The 16,022-nt window shown below is 70.3% G+C and carries 17 protein-coding genes; 1 reads left to right on the top strand and 16 read right to left on the bottom strand.

Annotated elements, in window-relative coordinates; all coding sequences use genetic code 11:
* Positions 1 to 177: 177 nt before the first annotated feature.
* Together ACIOGZ_RS31200 and ACIOGZ_RS31205 are read right to left on the bottom strand one after the other, a co-directional pair.
* The gene (locus tag ACIOGZ_RS31200; protein WP_350879592.1) at positions 178 to 828 is read right to left on the bottom strand and encodes a response regulator transcription factor; all 651 of its coding nucleotides are present in this window, start codon (positions 826 to 828) and stop codon (positions 178 to 180) included.
* The gene (locus ACIOGZ_RS31205; RefSeq protein ID WP_400988541.1) at positions 825 to 2,027 is read right to left on the bottom strand and encodes a sensor histidine kinase; all 1,203 of its coding nucleotides are present in this window, start codon (positions 2,025 to 2,027) and stop codon (positions 825 to 827) included. The genes ACIOGZ_RS31200 and ACIOGZ_RS31205 overlap by 4 nt, the downstream gene beginning before the upstream one ends.
* A gap of 156 nt (positions 2,028 to 2,183) precedes the next feature.
* Here ACIOGZ_RS31205 and ACIOGZ_RS31210 point away from each other — a divergent pair, with 156 nt between their 5' ends.
* Positions 2,184 to 2,786 (top strand): hypothetical protein, encoded by a 603-nt coding sequence (locus ACIOGZ_RS31210; protein ID WP_363582004.1) that lies wholly within the window; start codon positions 2,184 to 2,186, stop codon positions 2,784 to 2,786.
* Between the two features lie 28 nt (positions 2,787 to 2,814).
* Here ACIOGZ_RS31210 and ACIOGZ_RS31215 read toward each other — a convergent pair whose 3' ends face one another.
* The 14 genes from ACIOGZ_RS31215 to ACIOGZ_RS31280 form a co-directional block, all read right to left on the bottom strand.
* Complete coding sequence (locus ACIOGZ_RS31215; RefSeq protein WP_363582002.1) at positions 2,815 to 3,387, bottom strand: cob(I)yrinic acid a,c-diamide adenosyltransferase; 573 nt, start codon at positions 3,385 to 3,387, stop codon at positions 2,815 to 2,817.
* Between the two features lie 148 nt (positions 3,388 to 3,535).
* Entirely contained in the window at positions 3,536 to 4,036 is a 501-nt protein-coding gene (locus ACIOGZ_RS31220; protein ID WP_063347798.1) for a DUF2550 domain-containing protein, read from the bottom strand.
* 149 nt (positions 4,037 to 4,185) lie between these two features.
* Positions 4,186 to 4,569 (bottom strand): F0F1 ATP synthase subunit epsilon, encoded by a 384-nt coding sequence (locus ACIOGZ_RS31225; RefSeq protein ID WP_363582000.1) that lies wholly within the window; start codon positions 4,567 to 4,569, stop codon positions 4,186 to 4,188.
* 182 nt (positions 4,570 to 4,751) lie between these two features.
* On the bottom strand, positions 4,752 to 6,197 hold the full coding sequence (atpD, locus tag ACIOGZ_RS31230) for a F0F1 ATP synthase subunit beta (RefSeq protein WP_363581998.1): 1,446 nt from the start codon (positions 6,195 to 6,197) through the stop codon (positions 4,752 to 4,754).
* Between the two features lie 2 nt (positions 6,198 to 6,199).
* On the bottom strand, positions 6,200 to 7,114 hold the full coding sequence (locus ACIOGZ_RS31235) for a F0F1 ATP synthase subunit gamma (RefSeq protein WP_400988544.1): 915 nt from the start codon (positions 7,112 to 7,114) through the stop codon (positions 6,200 to 6,202).
* A 32-nt stretch (positions 7,115 to 7,146) separates the two neighbouring features.
* Positions 7,147 to 8,721 carry a F0F1 ATP synthase subunit alpha gene (gene atpA, locus ACIOGZ_RS31240; RefSeq protein ID WP_363581994.1) on the bottom strand — a complete coding sequence of 525 codons (1,575 nt, stop codon included), beginning with the start codon at positions 8,719 to 8,721 and terminating at the stop codon, positions 7,147 to 7,149.
* A 161-nt stretch (positions 8,722 to 8,882) separates the two neighbouring features.
* Entirely contained in the window at positions 8,883 to 9,698 is an 816-nt protein-coding gene (locus tag ACIOGZ_RS31245; protein ID WP_363581992.1) for a F0F1 ATP synthase subunit delta, read from the bottom strand.
* Entirely contained in the window at positions 9,695 to 10,252 is a 558-nt protein-coding gene (locus ACIOGZ_RS31250) for a F0F1 ATP synthase subunit B (RefSeq protein ID WP_363581990.1), read from the bottom strand. Before ACIOGZ_RS31250 ends, ACIOGZ_RS31245 begins: the two co-directional genes overlap by 4 nt.
* A gap of 34 nt (positions 10,253 to 10,286) precedes the next feature.
* Positions 10,287 to 10,523, bottom strand: a complete 237-nt coding sequence (atpE, locus tag ACIOGZ_RS31255; protein ID WP_350879602.1) for an ATP synthase F0 subunit C — start codon at positions 10,521 to 10,523, stop codon at positions 10,287 to 10,289.
* Between the two features lie 93 nt (positions 10,524 to 10,616).
* The gene (gene atpB / locus ACIOGZ_RS31260) at positions 10,617 to 11,432 is read right to left on the bottom strand and encodes a F0F1 ATP synthase subunit A (protein WP_350879603.1); all 816 of its coding nucleotides are present in this window, start codon (positions 11,430 to 11,432) and stop codon (positions 10,617 to 10,619) included.
* 285 nt (positions 11,433 to 11,717) lie between these two features.
* The gene (locus ACIOGZ_RS31265; protein ID WP_371517123.1) at positions 11,718 to 12,161 is read right to left on the bottom strand and encodes a hypothetical protein; all 444 of its coding nucleotides are present in this window, start codon (positions 12,159 to 12,161) and stop codon (positions 11,718 to 11,720) included.
* A 301-nt stretch (positions 12,162 to 12,462) separates the two neighbouring features.
* Positions 12,463 to 13,740 (bottom strand): MraY family glycosyltransferase, encoded by a 1,278-nt coding sequence (locus ACIOGZ_RS31270; RefSeq protein ID WP_363581986.1) that lies wholly within the window; start codon positions 13,738 to 13,740, stop codon positions 12,463 to 12,465.
* 175 nt (positions 13,741 to 13,915) lie between these two features.
* Positions 13,916 to 15,196, bottom strand: a complete 1,281-nt coding sequence (gene glyA / locus ACIOGZ_RS31275; RefSeq protein ID WP_363581984.1) for a serine hydroxymethyltransferase — start codon at positions 15,194 to 15,196, stop codon at positions 13,916 to 13,918.
* A 180-nt stretch (positions 15,197 to 15,376) separates the two neighbouring features.
* Positions 15,377 to 16,018: a protein-tyrosine-phosphatase gene (locus ACIOGZ_RS31280; RefSeq protein WP_363372045.1), complete on the bottom strand. Its 642-nt coding sequence runs from the start codon at positions 16,016 to 16,018 to the stop codon at positions 15,377 to 15,379.
* Positions 16,019 to 16,022: the final 4 nt, after the last annotated feature.

A 16,022-nucleotide genomic window follows, 5' to 3' on the forward strand; every position in this document is an offset into this window, starting at 1 on the left:
GCCGGAGAGCCGCGTCGCTCGTTGCCGGGACTCTAATGCCCAATCCGGCCCCGTGGTGTCAATCGGGAGTGTGATCTGCGCCCGACCTGGTCGGGCGACCCAGACCCGCCGTGACCAGCCGATCAGACCGGCCGATCGGACCATCTGACCGGACCGGCCGACCGGACCGTCAGACGCTCAGACGGTCAGCCCGAGGTCCTGCGCCAGGATCGCCGCCTGCACCCGGTTGCGCAGCCGCAGCTTCGCCAGGATCCGGCTGACGTGCGTCTTGGTGGTCGCCTCCGCCATCTCCAGCCGGGCCGCGATCTCCCCGTTGGACAGCCCGGCCCCGATGCAGGCCAGCACCTCCCGCTCACGCGGGGTCAGTCCGGCCACCGCCTCCCTGGCTTCCGGCCCGACCGCCCGGTCCGGCCGGGCGAAGGCGCCGATCAGCCGCCTGGTCACCGAGGGCGCCAGCATGCCGTCCCCGCGCGCCACCGTCCGGACGCCCTCGACCAGGGTGTCCGCCTCCAGGTCCTTGAGCAGGAACCCGGCCGCGCCGGCCCGCAGCGCGCCGTAGACGTACTCGTCCAGGTCGAAGGTGGTCAGCACCAGCACCTGGCCGGCCCCGGCGGCGACCACCTGCCGGGTCGCCGAGACGCCGTCCAGCCGGGGCATCTGCACGTCCATCAGCACCACGTCGGGCCGCAGCTCCAGCGCCAGCCGGACGGCCTCCTCGCCGTCGGCGGCCTGCCCGACCACCTCGATGTCCGGCTCGGCCCGCAGGATCATCACCAGCGCCGCCCGTACCGCCGCCTGGTCCTCGGCCACCAGCACCCGGATCGTCATGCCCCTGCCCCGCTCTCCCGCCCGCGCGGCAGTACCGCGCGCACGCTCCAGTAGTCGTTCCGCGGCCCCGCCTCGAAGCTGCCGCCGAGCAGCCCGGCCCGCTCCGCCATGCCGACCAGCCCGGCCCGGGCGCCGGGCAGTTCGCGGCCCGGTCCGTGCCGGTACGGGCTGTCGACGGCGATCCGCAGTTCCTCGGGGCCGAACTCCATCCGCACGCTGACCAGTCCGGGCCCGGCGTGCTTGAGCGCGTTGGTCAGCGACTCCTGGACGATCCGGTACGCGGCCAGCCGGACCGGCACCGGGACCTCCCCGCGCTCGCCCCGCTCGGCGAGTTCGAAGTCCAGCCCGACGTCCTGGCCGGCCGCCCGGGCCTTGGCCAGCAGGGCGTCCACGGCGGCCAGGTCGGGCGCCGCGTACGACTCGTCCGCCTCTCCCCCGCCGCTGTCGCGCAGCAGTCCGATCATGCGGCGCATTTCGGCCAAACCCTGGACGCTGCTCTCCCGGATCACCGCCAGCACCTCCACCAGCGGGTCGTCCCCGGCCAGCCGACGGCGCCGGGCGACGGACTGCGCGCCGGTCGCGTGGATCGCGATCGCCGACAGGTGGTTGGCCACCACGTCGTGCAACTCCCGTGCCATCCTCGCGCGTTCGGCGACGACGGCCTCACGCCGGTCCATCTCCGAGAGCAGCGCGGTCTGTTCGGCCCGCAGCCGCTCGCTCACCGCCCGGTCGCGGTGCTTGCGGACCACGTCCCCGGTCCAGACCGGCGCCAGGTAGATCAGGACGGTGAGCACCACCACCGCCACCGCGTTCGAGGCGTCGCTGTAGATCAGCACCAGGGTGGACAGCACCAGCACCGAACCCGTGCCGGTCAGGTGCAGGATCCGGGACATCCTCGGGGTCCCGTAGAGCACCGCCGCGTAGAGCAGGTCGGTGTACATCAGGCTGGTCGCCAGCAGGGCGCCGGTGAAGATGCTGTACCCGAAGGCGAGCCCGCCCAGCGTCGTGGTGAGCACCGGCCTGGTCCGGCGGAACAGCTCCAGCACCGCCATGACCAGCAGCGCCGGCACCACCGCCCCGCGCGGGATCCGCGAGGAGTTGTCGTAGACCTGGAGCGCGATCAGCAGCGCTCCGCCGAGCAGACCGAGCAGGGCGATCCCCCGGTCCTCCTGGCGCGGGGTGAGGGTCGGTCTCAGCACACCTCCATCTCACCATCCCCGGGCGCCGCCCGGCTCCGGTCCCCGGAGGAGCCGCCGTACATCGAAAGGTGCAGGCCGGGACGGCACCCGGCGACGACGACGCGGCCACGCCCGCGCGCCAGGCTGGAGGCACCGCCGACCGCCCGGGAGCACAACGTGATCGTCACCCTCATCGTCGCGGCCGAGATCTCCTTCTGGATCCTGCTCGGCCTCGGTCTCACCGCCCGCTACCTGCTGCGGTGGCGCCGCACCAGCACCGCCCTGCTGGTCGGCCTGCCGGCGGTGGACCTCACCCTGTACGTGCTCACCGTGCTCGACCTGCGCGGCGGCGCCGCCGCGAGCTGGACGCACGCCCTCGCGGCGAGCTACGCGGGCTTCTCGATCGGGTACGGGCCCTCCCTGGTCCGCTGGGCCGACCGGCACTTCATGTACCGCTTCGCCGGCGGCCCCAAGCCGCCGCGCTCACCGAAGTACGGCCTGGCGCGGTCCCGGTACGAGTGGCAGATCTGCCGCCGCACGGTGGTCTCGGCCGCGATCACACTGAGCCTGATCACCCTGCTGGTGCCGCTGTCGGGAGGCTCCGCACACTTCGGCACCTTCCTCCAGTGGTACCTCAAGCTGGGCATCGCCGCCGTGGTCAACGTGGTCATCGCCGTCAGCTACACGCTCTGGCCGAAGCAGCCGCCGGCCGGCGAGCAGGACGCGGACGACCCGATCGCCGAGCAGCCCGTCGCCGGCGTCCCGGAGAAGCGGCTCTGAGGGGCTTGCCGGCGGTTCTGAGGGACCGCTAGCGGTTCTCGCCCGGCACCCAGAGCACGTCGCCGCGCTCCTTGTTGGCCGCCCGGGCCAGGATGAACAGCAGGTCGGAGAGCCGGTTGAGGTACTTCGCGGTCAGCGGGTTGACGCTGTCCCCGTACTCCGCGATCGCCGCCCAGGTGGCCCGCTCGGCCCGCCGCACCACCGTGCAGGCCAGGTGCAGGTAGGCCGCGCCGGGCGTACCGCCGGGCAGGATGAAGCTGCGCAGCTTCTCCAACTGCTCCAGGTAGTGGTCGCAGTCCCCCTCCAGCCGGTCGACGTACGACGGCAGCACCCGCAGCGGCGGGTACTTCGGGTCCTCGACCACCGGCGTGGACAGGTCCGCGCCGACGTCGAACAGGTCGTTCTGGATCCGGACGAGCACCGTGACGATGTCCTCGGGCAGCGATCCGGCGGCGACGGCCACGCCGATCGCCGCGTTCGCCTCGTTGGTGTCGGCGTACGCGACCAGGCGGGGATCGGTCTTGGTGGTCCGGCTCATGTCACCTAGCGCGGTGGTGCCGTCGTCGCCGGTGCGGGTGTAGATGCGCGTCAGATTCACCATGCGGCCAGCGTAGCCGGACGGGTTAGGCGGCGTTAACCCCGAGCGGGACCAGCCCTACCCGGCGTTGTCCCCGAGGGTCTCGCCGCTACGCGACGTTGACCTCCCCCAGCCTCCGGCCGGGGGTACCCCCACCCCGAGGGTCCCGCCGCTACGCGACGTTGACCCTCTGCCCGGGCGGGGCGGCCTCCAGCCAGGCGAGGAAGCCGGTGAGCGCGTCCTCGCTCATCGCCAGCTCCAGCGGCTCCCCGTTGTGCAGGCAGCGCAGCACCACCGAGCCGGAGAGCAGGGCGAGCTCCTCCTGGCCCTCCGGGTAGCGCCGGCCGAGCACCTCGATCTCCCGGCGCGGCAGCACCCTGCGCGGGCGCGGGGCGTACGAGAAGACCCGGAACCACTCGATCGAGTCACCGCTGTAGCGGCCGATACCAAAAACCCACCCCTTGCCGTCGGTCTGGGGGACCGGGGCCGAGGTGGGTTTGCCGTTCTCGTCGAGGTCGGGCTGCGTCGAGGCGTCGGCGGGCATTTTGAGTCGGTAACTGCAGTCGAACGTGCCGCCGACCCGCTGGATCAGGCGGCGTCGTACCGCGAACGCCACCAGGCCGATCACACCCAGCGCCACGACCGCCGCACACACCACAAGCGCGAGGACCATGCTCACCTACCTCCTCGCTACCCGCGTTCCCCGTATCGGTCGTATCAAGCGACCGCGTTGACCTACCAACTACGACGACAGTCCCGGGGTCACGCTCACGCGTCCCCGGGACCGTCGGTCGACCCCGCTGAACCAGGGTCTTGGCGCACTCAGACGTGGGCCTTGAGGCCGCGCGCCGCGAACAGGCGGACCTCGGCGCGCCGCTCGGCGTGCTCGTCCAGGCCCGACTTGGCCTTCTCCAGCGCGCGCTCGGCACGGGCGACGTCGATCTCGTCCGCCAGCTCGGCGATCTCCGCGAGCAGAGACAGCTTGTTGTCGGCGAAGGAGATGAAGCCGCCGTGCACCGCGGCGATCACGGTGCCGCCGTCCGCCGTGCGAATGGTGACCGGACCGGTCTCCAGCACGCTCAGCACCGGGGTGTGACCCGGCATGATGCCGGTGTCGCCGGAGGCCGTACGGGCGACGACGATGGTGGCCGCACCGGACCACACCTTGCGGTCGGCTGCGACCAGCTCGACGTGCAGCTCAGCCAACGTGGGCTCCTAGGCTCATGCAACCCCCGATTACTCGGGAGTTTCGGTAAGAATAACGGCCGCGCGCCTCCGGCATGAAACCGGCGGCACGGATTTGACCGGAATCACAGCCGATGCGACGCGAGGGGTGGTCCCGGGCTCGGGGCCACCCCTCACGGTCACTCAGCTGCTACCGGCCGCGACTACTTCTTCGCCAGCTCGGCGGCGTTCTTCTCGAGGTCCTCGATGCCACCGCACATGAAGAAGGCCTGCTCCGGGATGGAGTCGTACTTGCCGTCCGCGATCGCGTTGAAGGCCTCGATGGTCTCCGACAGCGGCACGGTCGAACCCTCGACACCGGTGAACTGCTTCGCCACGTAGGTGTTCTGCGAGAGGAAGCGCTCGATGCGACGGGCACGGTGGACCGTGACCTTGTCCTCCTCGGACAGCTCGTCGATACCGAGGATCGCGATGATGTCCTGGAGGTCCTTGTACTTCTGCAGGATCCCCTTGATACGGAGGGCCGTGTCGTAGTGGGTCTGCGCGATGTACCGCGGGTCGAGGATGCGGGACGTGGAGTCCAGCGGGTCGACGGCCGGGTAGATGCCCTTCTCCGAGATCGGGCGCGACAGAACGGTCGTCGCGTCCAGGTGGGCGAAGGTGGTGGCCGGGGCCGGGTCGGTCAGGTCGTCCGCGGGGACGTAGATCGCCTGCATCGAGGTGATCGAGTGACCGCGGGTCGAGGTGATGCGCTCCTGGAGGAGGCCCATCTCGTCGGCCAGGTTCGGCTGGTAGCCCACCGCGGAGGGCATGCGGCCGAGCAGGGTCGACACCTCGGAACCGGCCTGGGTGAACCGGAAGATGTTGTCGATGAAGAGGAGCACGTCCTGCTTCTCGACGTCACGGAAGTACTCCGCCATGGTCAGCGCGGAGAGCGCGACGCGCAGACGGGTGCCCGGCGGCTCGTCCATCTGGCCGAAGACCAGCGCGGTCTTGTCCAGAACGCCCGAGTCGACCATCTCGTCGATGAGGTCGTTGCCCTCACGGGTGCGCTCGCCGACGCCGGCGAACACCGACACACCACCGAAGTTCTCGGCGACGCGGTAGATCATCTCCTGGATCAGAACGGTCTTGCCGACACCGGCACCACCGAACAGACCGATCTTGCCACCCTGGACGTACGGGGTGAGGAGGTCGATGACCTTGATGCCGGTCTCGAACATCTCGGTCTTGGACTCGAGGTCCTTGAACTCCGGCGCCTTGCGGTGGATCGGCCAGCGGACCTCGACCTGCTGGTCGAACTCCTTCTGGTCCACGTTCAGCACGTCGCCGAGGGCGTTGAAGACCTTGCCCTTGGTGATCTGGCCGACGGGCACCGAGATGGCGGCACCGGTGTCGGTGACCTGGGTGCCACGGACCAGACCGTCGGTCGGCTGCATCGAGATGCCGCGGACCATGCCGTCGCCCAGGTGCTGGGCGACCTCGAGGGTCAGGGTCTTCTTGCCCGAGCCGTCGGGGTTCTCCGCCTCGACGTGCAGGGCGTTGAACATGTTCGGAATAGCGTCGACGGGGAACTCCACGTCGACGACCGGGCCGATGACCCGCGCGACGCGGCCCGTCGCCGTGGTCGGCTCAACAGTGGTGGTCATTCTCATTCGCTCCCGCGGCTAGCGTCGGCGAGGGCGTTGGCACCGCCGACGATCTCGCTGATTTCCTGGGTGATCTCGGCCTGACGGGCCGAGTTGGCAAGCCGCGTGAGCGACTTGATGAGCTCGCCGGCGTTGTCCGTCGCGCTCTTCATCGCGCGTCGGCGGGCGGCGTGCTCGGAGGCGGCCGACTGCAGCAGCGCGTTGTAGATCCGGCTCTCGACGTACCGCGGCAGCAGCGCGTCCAGCACGCCCTCCGCCGACGGCTCGAAGTCGTACAGCGGGAAGATCTCCGCCTTGGCCGGCTGGTCGTCGCTGAGCTGGACCTCGTCCAGCTTCAGCGGCAGCAGCCGGGCCCCGACCGCGTTCTGCGTCAGCATCGACACGAACTTGGTCGAGATCAGGTGGAGTTCGTCCACGCCGCCCGTCTCGGCCGTGAAGGCCTCGATCAGGTCGGCCGCCACGGTCTTCGCGTCCCCGTAGGTCGGCTTGTCCGAGAAGCCCGTCCACGACTCCGCGATGTCGAAGCCGCGGAACGTGTAGTACGAGACGCCCTTGCGACCGACGATGTACGTCACCACGTCCTTGCCCTCGGCCCGCAGACGCTCGCTGAGCGACTGCGCGGCCTTGATGGCGTTGGTCGAGTAACCGCCCGCCAGGCCGCGGTCCGCCGTGATCAGCAGGACGGCGGCGCGCGAGGCGCTCGGGTTCTCGGTGGTGAGCGGGTGCTTGGCGTTGGACCGGGTGGCCACCGCCGTCACCGCACGGGTGAGCTCATCGGCGTACGGAGTGGAGGCGGCCACCGCGCGCTGCGCCTTGACGATGCGCGACGCGGAGATCATCTCCATCGCCTTGGTGATCTTCTTCGTCGCGGTGACAGAGCGGATCCGGCGCTTGTAGACCCGAAGCTGTGCTCCCATGGGTCGTTACGTCCTTTCCCTCGCTACCGGACTCAGGCCTGCTCGGAGAGCAGCTTGCCGTCAGCGGTCTGGTAGCCCTGCTTGAACGCGTCGATGGCGCTGGTCAGCGCGTCGACGGTGCCCTCGGCGAGCAGACCGGTCTCGACGATGCCCGCGAGCAGGTCCTTGTGCTGGAGGCGCACGTGGTCCAGGAACTCGCGCTCGAAGCGGCGGATCTCGGCGACCGGGACGTCGTCCAGCTTGCCGGTGGTGCCGGCCCAGATGGAGACGACCTGCTCCTCGACCGGGAACGGCTGGTACTGACCCTGCTTCAGCAGCTCGACCATGCGCGCACCGCGCTCCAGCTGGGCCTTGGAGGCCGCGTCCAGGTCGGAACCGAAGGCGGCGAAGGCCTCCAGCTCGCGGTACTGGGCGAGGTCCAGACGCAGACGGCCGGCGACCGAACGCATGGCCTTGATCTGGGCGGAGCCACCGACGCGGGAGACCGAGATACCGACGTTCACGGCCGGGCGGATGCCGGCGTTGAACAGGTCGGACTCCAGGAAGCACTGGCCGTCGGTGATGGAGATGACGTTGGTCGGGATGTACGCCGAGACGTCGTTGGCCTTGGTCTCGATGATCGGCAGACCGGTCATCGAGCCGCCGCCCAGGGCGTCGTTCAGCTTGGCGCAACGCTCCAGCAGGCGGGAGTGCAGGTAGAAGACGTCGCCCGGGTAGGCCTCGCGGCCCGGCGGACGGCGCAGCAGCAGCGACACGGAGCGGTAGGCCTCGGCCTGCTTCGACAGGTCGTCGAAGATGATCAGGACGTGCTTGCCGTCGTACATCCACTCCTGGCCGATGGCCGAACCGGTGTACGGGGCGAGGTACTTGAAGCCGGCCGGGTCGGAGGCGGGAGCAGCCACGATGGTGGTGTACTCCAGCGCGCCGGCCTCCTCCAGGGCGCCGCGGACGGACGCGATGGTGGAGCCCTTCTGGCCCACGGCGACGTAGATGCAGCGGACCTGCTTCTCCGGGTCGCCCGAGCGCCAGTTGTCGCGCTGGTTGATGATCGTGTCGACGGCCACCGCGGTCTTGCCGGTCTGGCGGTCACCGATGATCAGCTGACGCTGGCCACGGCCGATCGGGGTCATCGAGTCGATGGCCTTGATGCCGGTCTGCAGCGGCTGCTTGACCGACTTGCGGGCCATGACGCCGGGGGCCTGCAGCTCCAGGGCGCGGCGACCGCTGGAGGCGATGTCGCCCAGACCGTCGATCGGGTTGCCCAGCGGGTCCACGACGCGGCCGAGGTAGCCGTCGCCGACCGGAACCGAGAGGACCTCGCCGGTGCGGCGCACGGTCTGGCCCTCTTCGATGCCACCGAACTCACCGAGGATGACGACACCGATCTCGCGGGTGTCGAGGTTCAGCGCGAGGCCGAGCGTGCCGTCCTCGAACCTCAGCAGCTCGTTCGCCATGACCGAGGGCAGGCCCTCGACATGCGCGATGCCGTCCGCCGCGTCAGTGACCGTGCCGACCTCTTCCACAGAAGCGGCGTCCGGCTGGTACGACTGGACAAAGTCGGCCAGCGCGTCCCGGATCTCCTCCGGACGGATCGTAAGCTCCGCCATCAGGCTTCCCTGCTCTCCTAGTTTGCGATCCTCGGCCCGCCATTGAGGGCCGCAAGTATTCGACTCTCGGCCGGGTCTGCCGAACCGGCCGTCCGATGTGCCGGCTCCTTGGGGAGCCGGTTTCCCGACCGAGGGTCGGATGTGCTGCTGCTTCGGTGTGCTCAGCCTTCGAGCGACTGGCGAGCGCCTTCGAGGCGGCTCGACACGGTGCCGTCGATGATCTCGTCGCCGACCTGCACCCGGACACCGCCGACGACCTCGGGGTCGACGTCGATGTTCAGGTGGACCTGGCGGCCGTACATCCGGCCCAGAGCACCGGACAGGCGCTCCTTCTGGGTGTCCGACAGCGGCACCGCGGTGGTGACCAGGGCCACCACGCGGCCGCGGCGTGCGGCGGCGAGCTTCGAGTAGGACTCCAGGCCCTGCTCCAGGCTACGGCCACGCGGCGCGTTGACGATGGCCGTGACCAGCCGGACGGTGCCCGCGTGGGCGCGGCCACCGAGCAGCTTCTTGATCAGCGCGGCCTTCGCGGCGGTGCCAGCCTTCGGCTCGGTCAGCGCGGCGCGCAGCTCGTGCGAGCCGCCCACCACCCGGCTGAACCGGAACAGCTCGTCCTCAACGTCGTCCAGGGCGCCTGCCCTGTCCGCCGCGATGACCTCGGCGTACGCGGCCAGCTCCTCGGTCCCGTCCACCAGGTCGCGCGAGCCCGACCAGCGGGAGCGGACCAGACCGGAGACGAGGTCGACGGTCTCGCCGGAGACCTGACCGGTCAGCAGCGAGGAGACCAGCTGGGCCTTGTCCTGACCCGACCGGGACGGGTCGGTCAGGACACGGCGCAGCGACACCTCACGGTCCAGCACGGCCGTGACGGCGGTGAGCTCCTCGGCGAGCTTGGCCGCGTCCACCGAGGTGGAGTCGGTCAGGCTCTCCAGGTTCTGCCGGCCGGCGGCGAGGGCCTCGCGGCTGGCGCCGATCACTTGGCCGCACCCTGAGCAACGGCGGCCTTGGCCTCCAGCTCGTCCAGGAAACGGTCGATCACGCCGCTCTGCCGAGCGCTGTCCTCGAGGGACTCGCCCACGATGCGGGAAGCCAGCTGGGAGGCCAGCGAACCCACGTCCTGGCGCAGGACGGCAGTCGCCTGCTTCTTGTCGGCCTCGATCTGCGCGTGGCCGGCGGCGACGATGGCCTCGCGCTGACGCTGGCCCTCCTCGCGCATCTCGGTGAGCTGGGCAGCGCCCTGCTCGCGAGCCTGCTCGACGATGCGGGCAGCCTCGTGACGCGCCTCGGCGAGCTCGGCGCGGTACTGCTCAAGCAGGGCCTGGGCCTCCGCCTGAGCGGCCTCGGCGCGCTCCATGCCGCCCTCGATGGCGTCCCGACGCTCCGACAGCACCTTCTCGATGCTGGGGAGGAGCTTCTTGCCGAGGAGACCGAAGACGATGAAGAAGCAGAGCAGGCCGATGATGATCTCGGGCCACGCGGGGAGGAGAGGGTTCATCTTCTCCTCGGCCGCGAGCGTAACCGCGATGCTCATATCTGGACCTTCCTCGAATGGGTCTGCGGCAGGATTACTTGTTGCCGAAGACGAACGGCATGACGATGCCGATGAGGGCGAGCGCCTCGGTCAGCGCGAAGCCGATGAACATGTTGGAGCGGATCAGGCCGGCAGCCTCGGGCTGACGGGCCATGGCCTGGACACCGTTGCCGAAGATCAGACCGACGCCGATGCCGGGGCCGATCGCGGCGAGGCCGTAGCCGATGGAGGCGACGGAACCGTAGACGTTGCCCTCAGCGAGGATGCTCATTGACGTTGTCCTTTGCAGGGGTGGTGAACCGGTGGTGATTGGCCACCGGGCAATCCGGAGAGGTTGGTTCAGGGAGGGCCGAAGCCCCCTGGCTCAGTGCGCCTCTTCGAGGGCACCGGCGATGTAGCTGCTGGCCAGCATCACGAAGATGTAGGCCTGCAGGAACTGGACCAGCAGCTCGAAGGCGGTCAGCGCGACGGCGACGATGAACGAGGCCGAGCCGTAGAGCGCACCCAGGGTCGGGCTGAGCAGGTACCAGGAGGCGATGGAGAACATCACGATCAGCAGGTGGCCGGCGAACATGTTCGCGAAGGCTCGGACCGCGAGCGTGAAGGGGCGCACGAAGATGTTCGAGAAGAACTCGATCGGCACCAGGATGAACATGACCCAGCCGGGGATGCCCGAGGGCCAGCAGAGGTTCTTCAGACCGCCGACGAAGCCGTGCTTCTTGAAGGTCAGCGTCATGTAGGTGATCCACACGACCGCAGCGAGGCCGGCCGGGAACGCGATCGCCGCCGAGACGGGGAACTGCGCGAAGGGGATGATCGACATGATGTTCATCAGCCAGATGAAGAAGAACATCGAGACGAGCATCGGGACGTACTTCTCGCCCTTCTTGCCGATCGTCTCCAGCACGATGGAGCGCTTGACGAAGTCGTAGCCGATCTCGCCGACGAGCTGCAGCTTGCCGGGGACCAGGCGCGGCTTGGCGAAGGCGGCCCAGAAGAAGACGACGACCAGCAGCGCAACGATGACCGACAGCAGCATCGGCTTGTTGAACTCGATACTGCCGATCGAGAAGATCGGCTTGAACTGGAACTCGTTCAGACCCGGGGCCGGGAAGCCGCAGCCAGCGTCCCCGAAGTGGCAACTGCCTGAGGCGAGGAACGTGAGCTGATCAGCACTCACCACGGACTCCTTCGTCGTGACGCATGGTTACGGCAACCTCGGTGTGTCGGCGTGGCCTGCGGCCACGGAGCGGCACTGGAACTTGATGGGTTTCTCGCGGATCCCGCGCGCCGGTGCGCCGCACCACAGCGGGATCATCGAAGACTGCGCGGATCCGGGGGGCGATCCGTCCGCTGTTCGGACAGACCTGGCCGCTTCCCGTACTCCGTTGTTGCGACGGACGATAGCAGTCCGTCAGTGCGGCATAAACACCGCCCCCCTCGTTGGGGGGACAGCCAGGGCTCGTCACTGTTGACGCCCCGAGTCGGAGGGCTTGTCGCCCTTGTTTTCGGAGGCGTCGGGGTCGACGTAGAAGGTCTTGGCCTTCAGCGCACCGCGCACCTGGAACCCCGTCCAGATCAGCGCGCAACCGAGCAGGGTGAAGGCGAAGGCCTGCCGGTTGAAGAGCTCGGTGTTCTTGAAGACCGCCAACACGATGCCGACCAGCAGGATCTGCGTGGTGTACACGAGCAGCGCCGCGGCCATCATGATGTGCGGGTTCGACCTGGTCAGCCGGTCGAGCGCGACCTGGCCGAAGCTGAAGAAGGCCATCACCAGGAGTGCGCCGAAGAGGGCGCCGAGCAGCCCCTTCCCACCGGCGACGGCGAACGAGATCGCCATGGCGATGATCCCGGCGGCCGCAGTGGGAATCGCGGCGCCTCGGAGGATCCGGGCGTCGGTGGACGGCATGTCGGCAGCTCCGGCGGCATGTCGATGTGACGGGGGACGGGGCACAGAAGGTGGTGGGTGACACCGGACCGAGAGGCCGCCGCCCGGGCCGCCCGCTGGAGCGGCGGGCCCGTCGAGGGAGACCGACCAGGGACGGAAGTCCTCCACCTGTCAGGTCTTTCGGCGTGTTCTCGGTACTCGTGAACGGTATCACAAACTATTTGATGAGAGCTTTACCATGAATGTGTGGCACCTGTCACACCGACGGCGCAACGGTGCATCCGAACGGGTGAGGCCATTTGACGGAACATCAACTGCCTTGCTAGCGGCGGCCGGTGGCCCGGCCGTGGTCGTCGAGCGCGGAGGCTCCCCGGTCGGCTTCACCAAGAAGTTGCTTGTCCTTTGCCGACAGTTCAGCCATGGGGGCGGACGGACGGCGCCGGTAGCGCGGCGGGACGAAGGCCTGCACCGCCTTCGGCGCGCGCGGCCGGAACTGCGGCGTCAGCAGCACCACCAGGCCGACCAGGCAGAGCCCGGCGAGCGTCAGCACCACCGTGCGGCCGGTGTTGGTGACCGAGAAGGCCACCGTGCCGAAGGCGATCAGCGCGGCCCAGAAGTACATGATCAGCACCGCGCGGCTGTGCGAGTGCCCGACCTGGAGCAGCCGGTGGTGCAGGTGGCGCTTGTCCGCGGCGAACGGCGACTGGCCGGCCCAGGTGCGGCGCACCACCGCGAGCAGCAGGTCCGCCAGCGGCAGCGCGATGACCGTCAGCGGCAGCAGCAGCGGGATGTAGATCGGCACCAGGGCGTGCACGGTCGCGGTCTGCGAACCGGTCTCGCTGCTGATCAGGTCCGGGTCGACGCGGCCGGTGATGGAGATCGCGGCCACGGCCAGCATCAGGCCCAGCATCATCGAGCCGGAGTCGCCCATGAAGATCCGCGCGGGGTGCATGTTGTGCGCCAGGAAGCCCAGGCACATGCCGATCAGCAGCACGCTGAACAGCACCGCAGGCGCCGCGTCGGTGATCGTGTAGCCGTACCAGAGCCGGTAGCTGTACAGGAAGAACGCCATCGCGGCGATGCAGACCATGCCGCCCGCCAGGCCGTCCAGGCCGTCGATGAAGTTCACCGCGTTGACCATGACGACGACCAGGGTGACCGAGATGACCATGCCCTGGGTGGGGCTCACCGCGACCGCGCCGACACCGGGCACCGGGAGGGTGATCACCGTGACGCCCTGCCAGACCATCACACCGGCGGCGATCATCTGGCCGCCGAGCTTCACCAGCGCGTCCACGCCCCACTTGTCGTCGAGCACCCCGAGCAGCCACATGATCCCGGCGCCGGACAGCAGCGCGCGGATGTCGGTGCCCTGGGAGAACACCTTGCTCAGGTTGTCCAGCTGGGAGGCGACCAGGATGCCCGCGCACAGCCCGCCGAACATGGCGATCCCGCCGAGCCGCGGTGTCGGCTCGCGGTGCACGTCCCGGGCGCGGACCGGCGGCATGGCGCCCGCCGCGATGGCGAACTTCCGGACCGGGCCGGTCAACAGGTAGGTGACGGCGGCGGTGCAGAACAGCACCAGCAGATACTCACGCACCACCGGCCTCCTGCGTCACTGTCCAACGGGGAGGTACCGAAGGTACTCCCCTGCGTTCCCGGGGTTCGAGGTGCGTCGCCACGCCCCACACCTTATTGAGTCGGACGCTCAAGGCACGCATCGCGGTTCGCTCTCCCGGGTAGGAGATCCGAATATCCGTCGACGACGCTCTTGTTCACCGCCGGTCGGCGAAGGACAGGGCCAGCTCCCGGACCCGGTTCGCCACCCGCGCGCCCGTGCCCCCGGCGAGCACCTGGGCGATCAGCCCGGCGAGCTCAGCGAGTTCCGCCTCGCCCATCCCCTGGCTGGTCACCGTGCCGGTGCCCAGCCTGATCCCGGAGGCCTCGGCCGCCGGCGCCGGGTCGTAGGGCAGCGCGCACTTGCCGAGCAGCAGTCCGGCCACGGCGCAGCGCCGCTCGGCCTCCGCGCCGGTGACGCCCAGCGGGCTCACGTCCGCCGTCACCAGGTGGGTGTCGGTGCCGCCGGTCAGCGGGCGCATCCCGGCCGCCGCGAGCCCTGTCGCCAGCACCCGCGCCCCGTCCACCGTCCGCTGCGCGTACGCCCGGTAGCCGGGCGTCGCCGCCTCGGCCAGCGCCACCGCCTTGCCGGCCACCTCGTTCATCGCCGCCCCGCCCTGGCTGAACGGGAACACCGCCCGGTCGATCCGCTCGGCCAGCTCCGCGGTGGACAGCAGCAGGCCCCCGCGCGGGCCGCGCAGCAGCTTGTGGGTGGCCGCCACGGTGACGTCCGCGTACGGCACCGGGGAGGGCGCCACCCCGGCGGCGACCAGGCCGGCGGTCTGGGCGACCGAGGCGATCAGGTAGGCGTCCACCTCGTCGGCGATCTCCCGGAAGGCGGCCCAGTCCGGGTGCCGGGGGTGCGAGATCGAGCCCGCCACGATCGCCTTCGGGCGGTGCTCGCGGGCCAGGTCGCGCACCTGGTCGAGGTCGATCAGGCCGTCGGCCTCGCGCACCCCGTACCCCGTGAAGGCGAACCAGCGGCCGGAGAAGTTCGCCCGCGAGCCGCAGCTGAGGTGGCCGCCGTGCTCCAGCGACATCGCCAGCACCCCGTCGCCGGGCCGCAGCAGCGCCGCGTACGCCGCCAGCATCGCCGAAGTCGCCGACCGGGGCTGGACGTTGGCGTGCGGGGCGGCGAACAGCTCACGGGCCCGGTCGATCGCCAGCAGCTCGGCGGCGTCCGCGAGGGCGCAGCCGGTGTGGTGCCGGCGGCCCGGGTAGCCCTCGGCGTACTTGTCGATCAGCGGCCCGGTCAGCGCCGCCAGGACGGCCGGGGAGGTCAGGTTCTCCCCCGCCAGCAGCTGGACCGTCTCGGCCCGCCGCTCGGCCTCGGCCGCCAGCAGGTCGGCCACCTGCGGATCGGCCCGGTGCAGTGCCTCGGAGGCCCACGGGCGCCCTCTGGTCGCGGTCGGGCCGGTCGGGGCGTCGGTGACGGTCATGGCGGGGCTCCGGGGCGGCGTGGGGGCGCCTCCCGGCATGGGGGCCGGGAAGGGTGGGTTCCTCCAGCGTAGGACCGGCCGGGCCGGGCGGCTCGTCGGCGCGGGGCCATTCGGCGCTCGGCCGCCGCGGGCCGTCCCCGGGCCGCCGGGGGGCCTTCGGGCCGCTCGCGGCGCGGGCGGTCAGCGCAGCGCGGGCACGCCGGTGAGCGCGGTGACCACCGGGTCGACCGCGTGGAATATCTCCTCGCCGCAGTTGCGGAACATGCCGATCGGGGCCCCGTACGGGTCGTCCAGTTCGTCGGACTCCGGGGTGGCGGCGAGCAGCCAGCCGCGCAGCGCGGCGGCCGCCCGGACCAGGGCGCGGGCGCGCTCGGTGACGTCGGCGCCGCGGCGCGGGTCGGGCAGGGTGCCCGGGTCTATCGTCCGCACCAGGCGGGTGAACTCCTTCAGGGTGAAGGTGCGCAGTCCCGCCTCGTGGCCCATCGAGATGACCTGGGCGCGGTGGTCCAGGGTCGCGGTGAGCACCAGGTCGGCCTCGACCACGTGCTCGTCCAGCAGCTCGCGGCCGGTGAAGCCGCCGCTGTCGGCGCCGTACTCGTCCAGGACGGTCGCGGCGTGGTCCTCCATCGGCGCGCCCACGTGGCCCCAGGTGCCGGCGCTCTCCACCAGGATCCGGCCGGCCACCCGGGGGCTGAGCCGGGTGTCCAGCTCACGCCGGGTGAGCCGCTCGGCGATCGGCGAGCGGCAGATGTTGCCGGTGCAGACGAACAGGATCCGGAAGTGGTCCAGCGGCCTGGGACCCACGCTCAGGTACGGCGCTATGCCG

Source organism: Kitasatospora sp. NPDC088160 (assembly GCF_044741445.1).
In the GTDB taxonomy this organism is placed as follows: Bacteria; Actinomycetota; Actinomycetes; order Streptomycetales; family Streptomycetaceae; genus Kitasatospora.

Bases quoted from the DNA above. Each gene is read 5' to 3' on its own strand.
- ACIOGZ_RS31200 (WP_350879592.1), bottom strand. From the start codon at position 828: ATGACGATCCGGGTGCTGGTGGCCGAGGACCAGGCGGCGGTACGGGCG.
- ACIOGZ_RS31215 (WP_363582002.1), bottom strand. From the start codon at position 3,387: ATGGTGAATCTGACGCGCATCTACACCCGCACCGGCGACGACGGCACC.
- ACIOGZ_RS31220 (WP_063347798.1), bottom strand. From the start codon at position 4,036: ATGGTCCTCGCGCTTGTGGTGTGTGCGGCGGTCGTGGCGCTGGGTGTG.
- atpD (WP_363581998.1), bottom strand. From the start codon at position 6,197: ATGACCACCACTGTTGAGCCGACCACGGCGACGGGCCGCGTCGCGCGG.
- ACIOGZ_RS31235 (WP_400988544.1), bottom strand. From the start codon at position 7,114: ATGGGAGCACAGCTTCGGGTCTACAAGCGCCGGATCCGCTCTGTCACC.
- atpA (WP_363581994.1), bottom strand. From the start codon at position 8,721: ATGGCGGAGCTTACGATCCGTCCGGAGGAGATCCGGGACGCGCTGGCC.
- ACIOGZ_RS31250 (WP_363581990.1), bottom strand. From the start codon at position 10,252: ATGAGCATCGCGGTTACGCTCGCGGCCGAGGAGAAGATGAACCCTCTC.
- atpE (WP_350879602.1), bottom strand. From the start codon at position 10,523: ATGAGCATCCTCGCTGAGGGCAACGTCTACGGTTCCGTCGCCTCCATC.
- ACIOGZ_RS31265 (WP_371517123.1), bottom strand. From the start codon at position 12,161: ATGCCGTCCACCGACGCCCGGATCCTCCGAGGCGCCGCGATTCCCACT.
- glyA (WP_363581984.1), bottom strand. From the start codon at position 15,196: ATGACCGTCACCGACGCCCCGACCGGCCCGACCGCGACCAGAGGGCGC.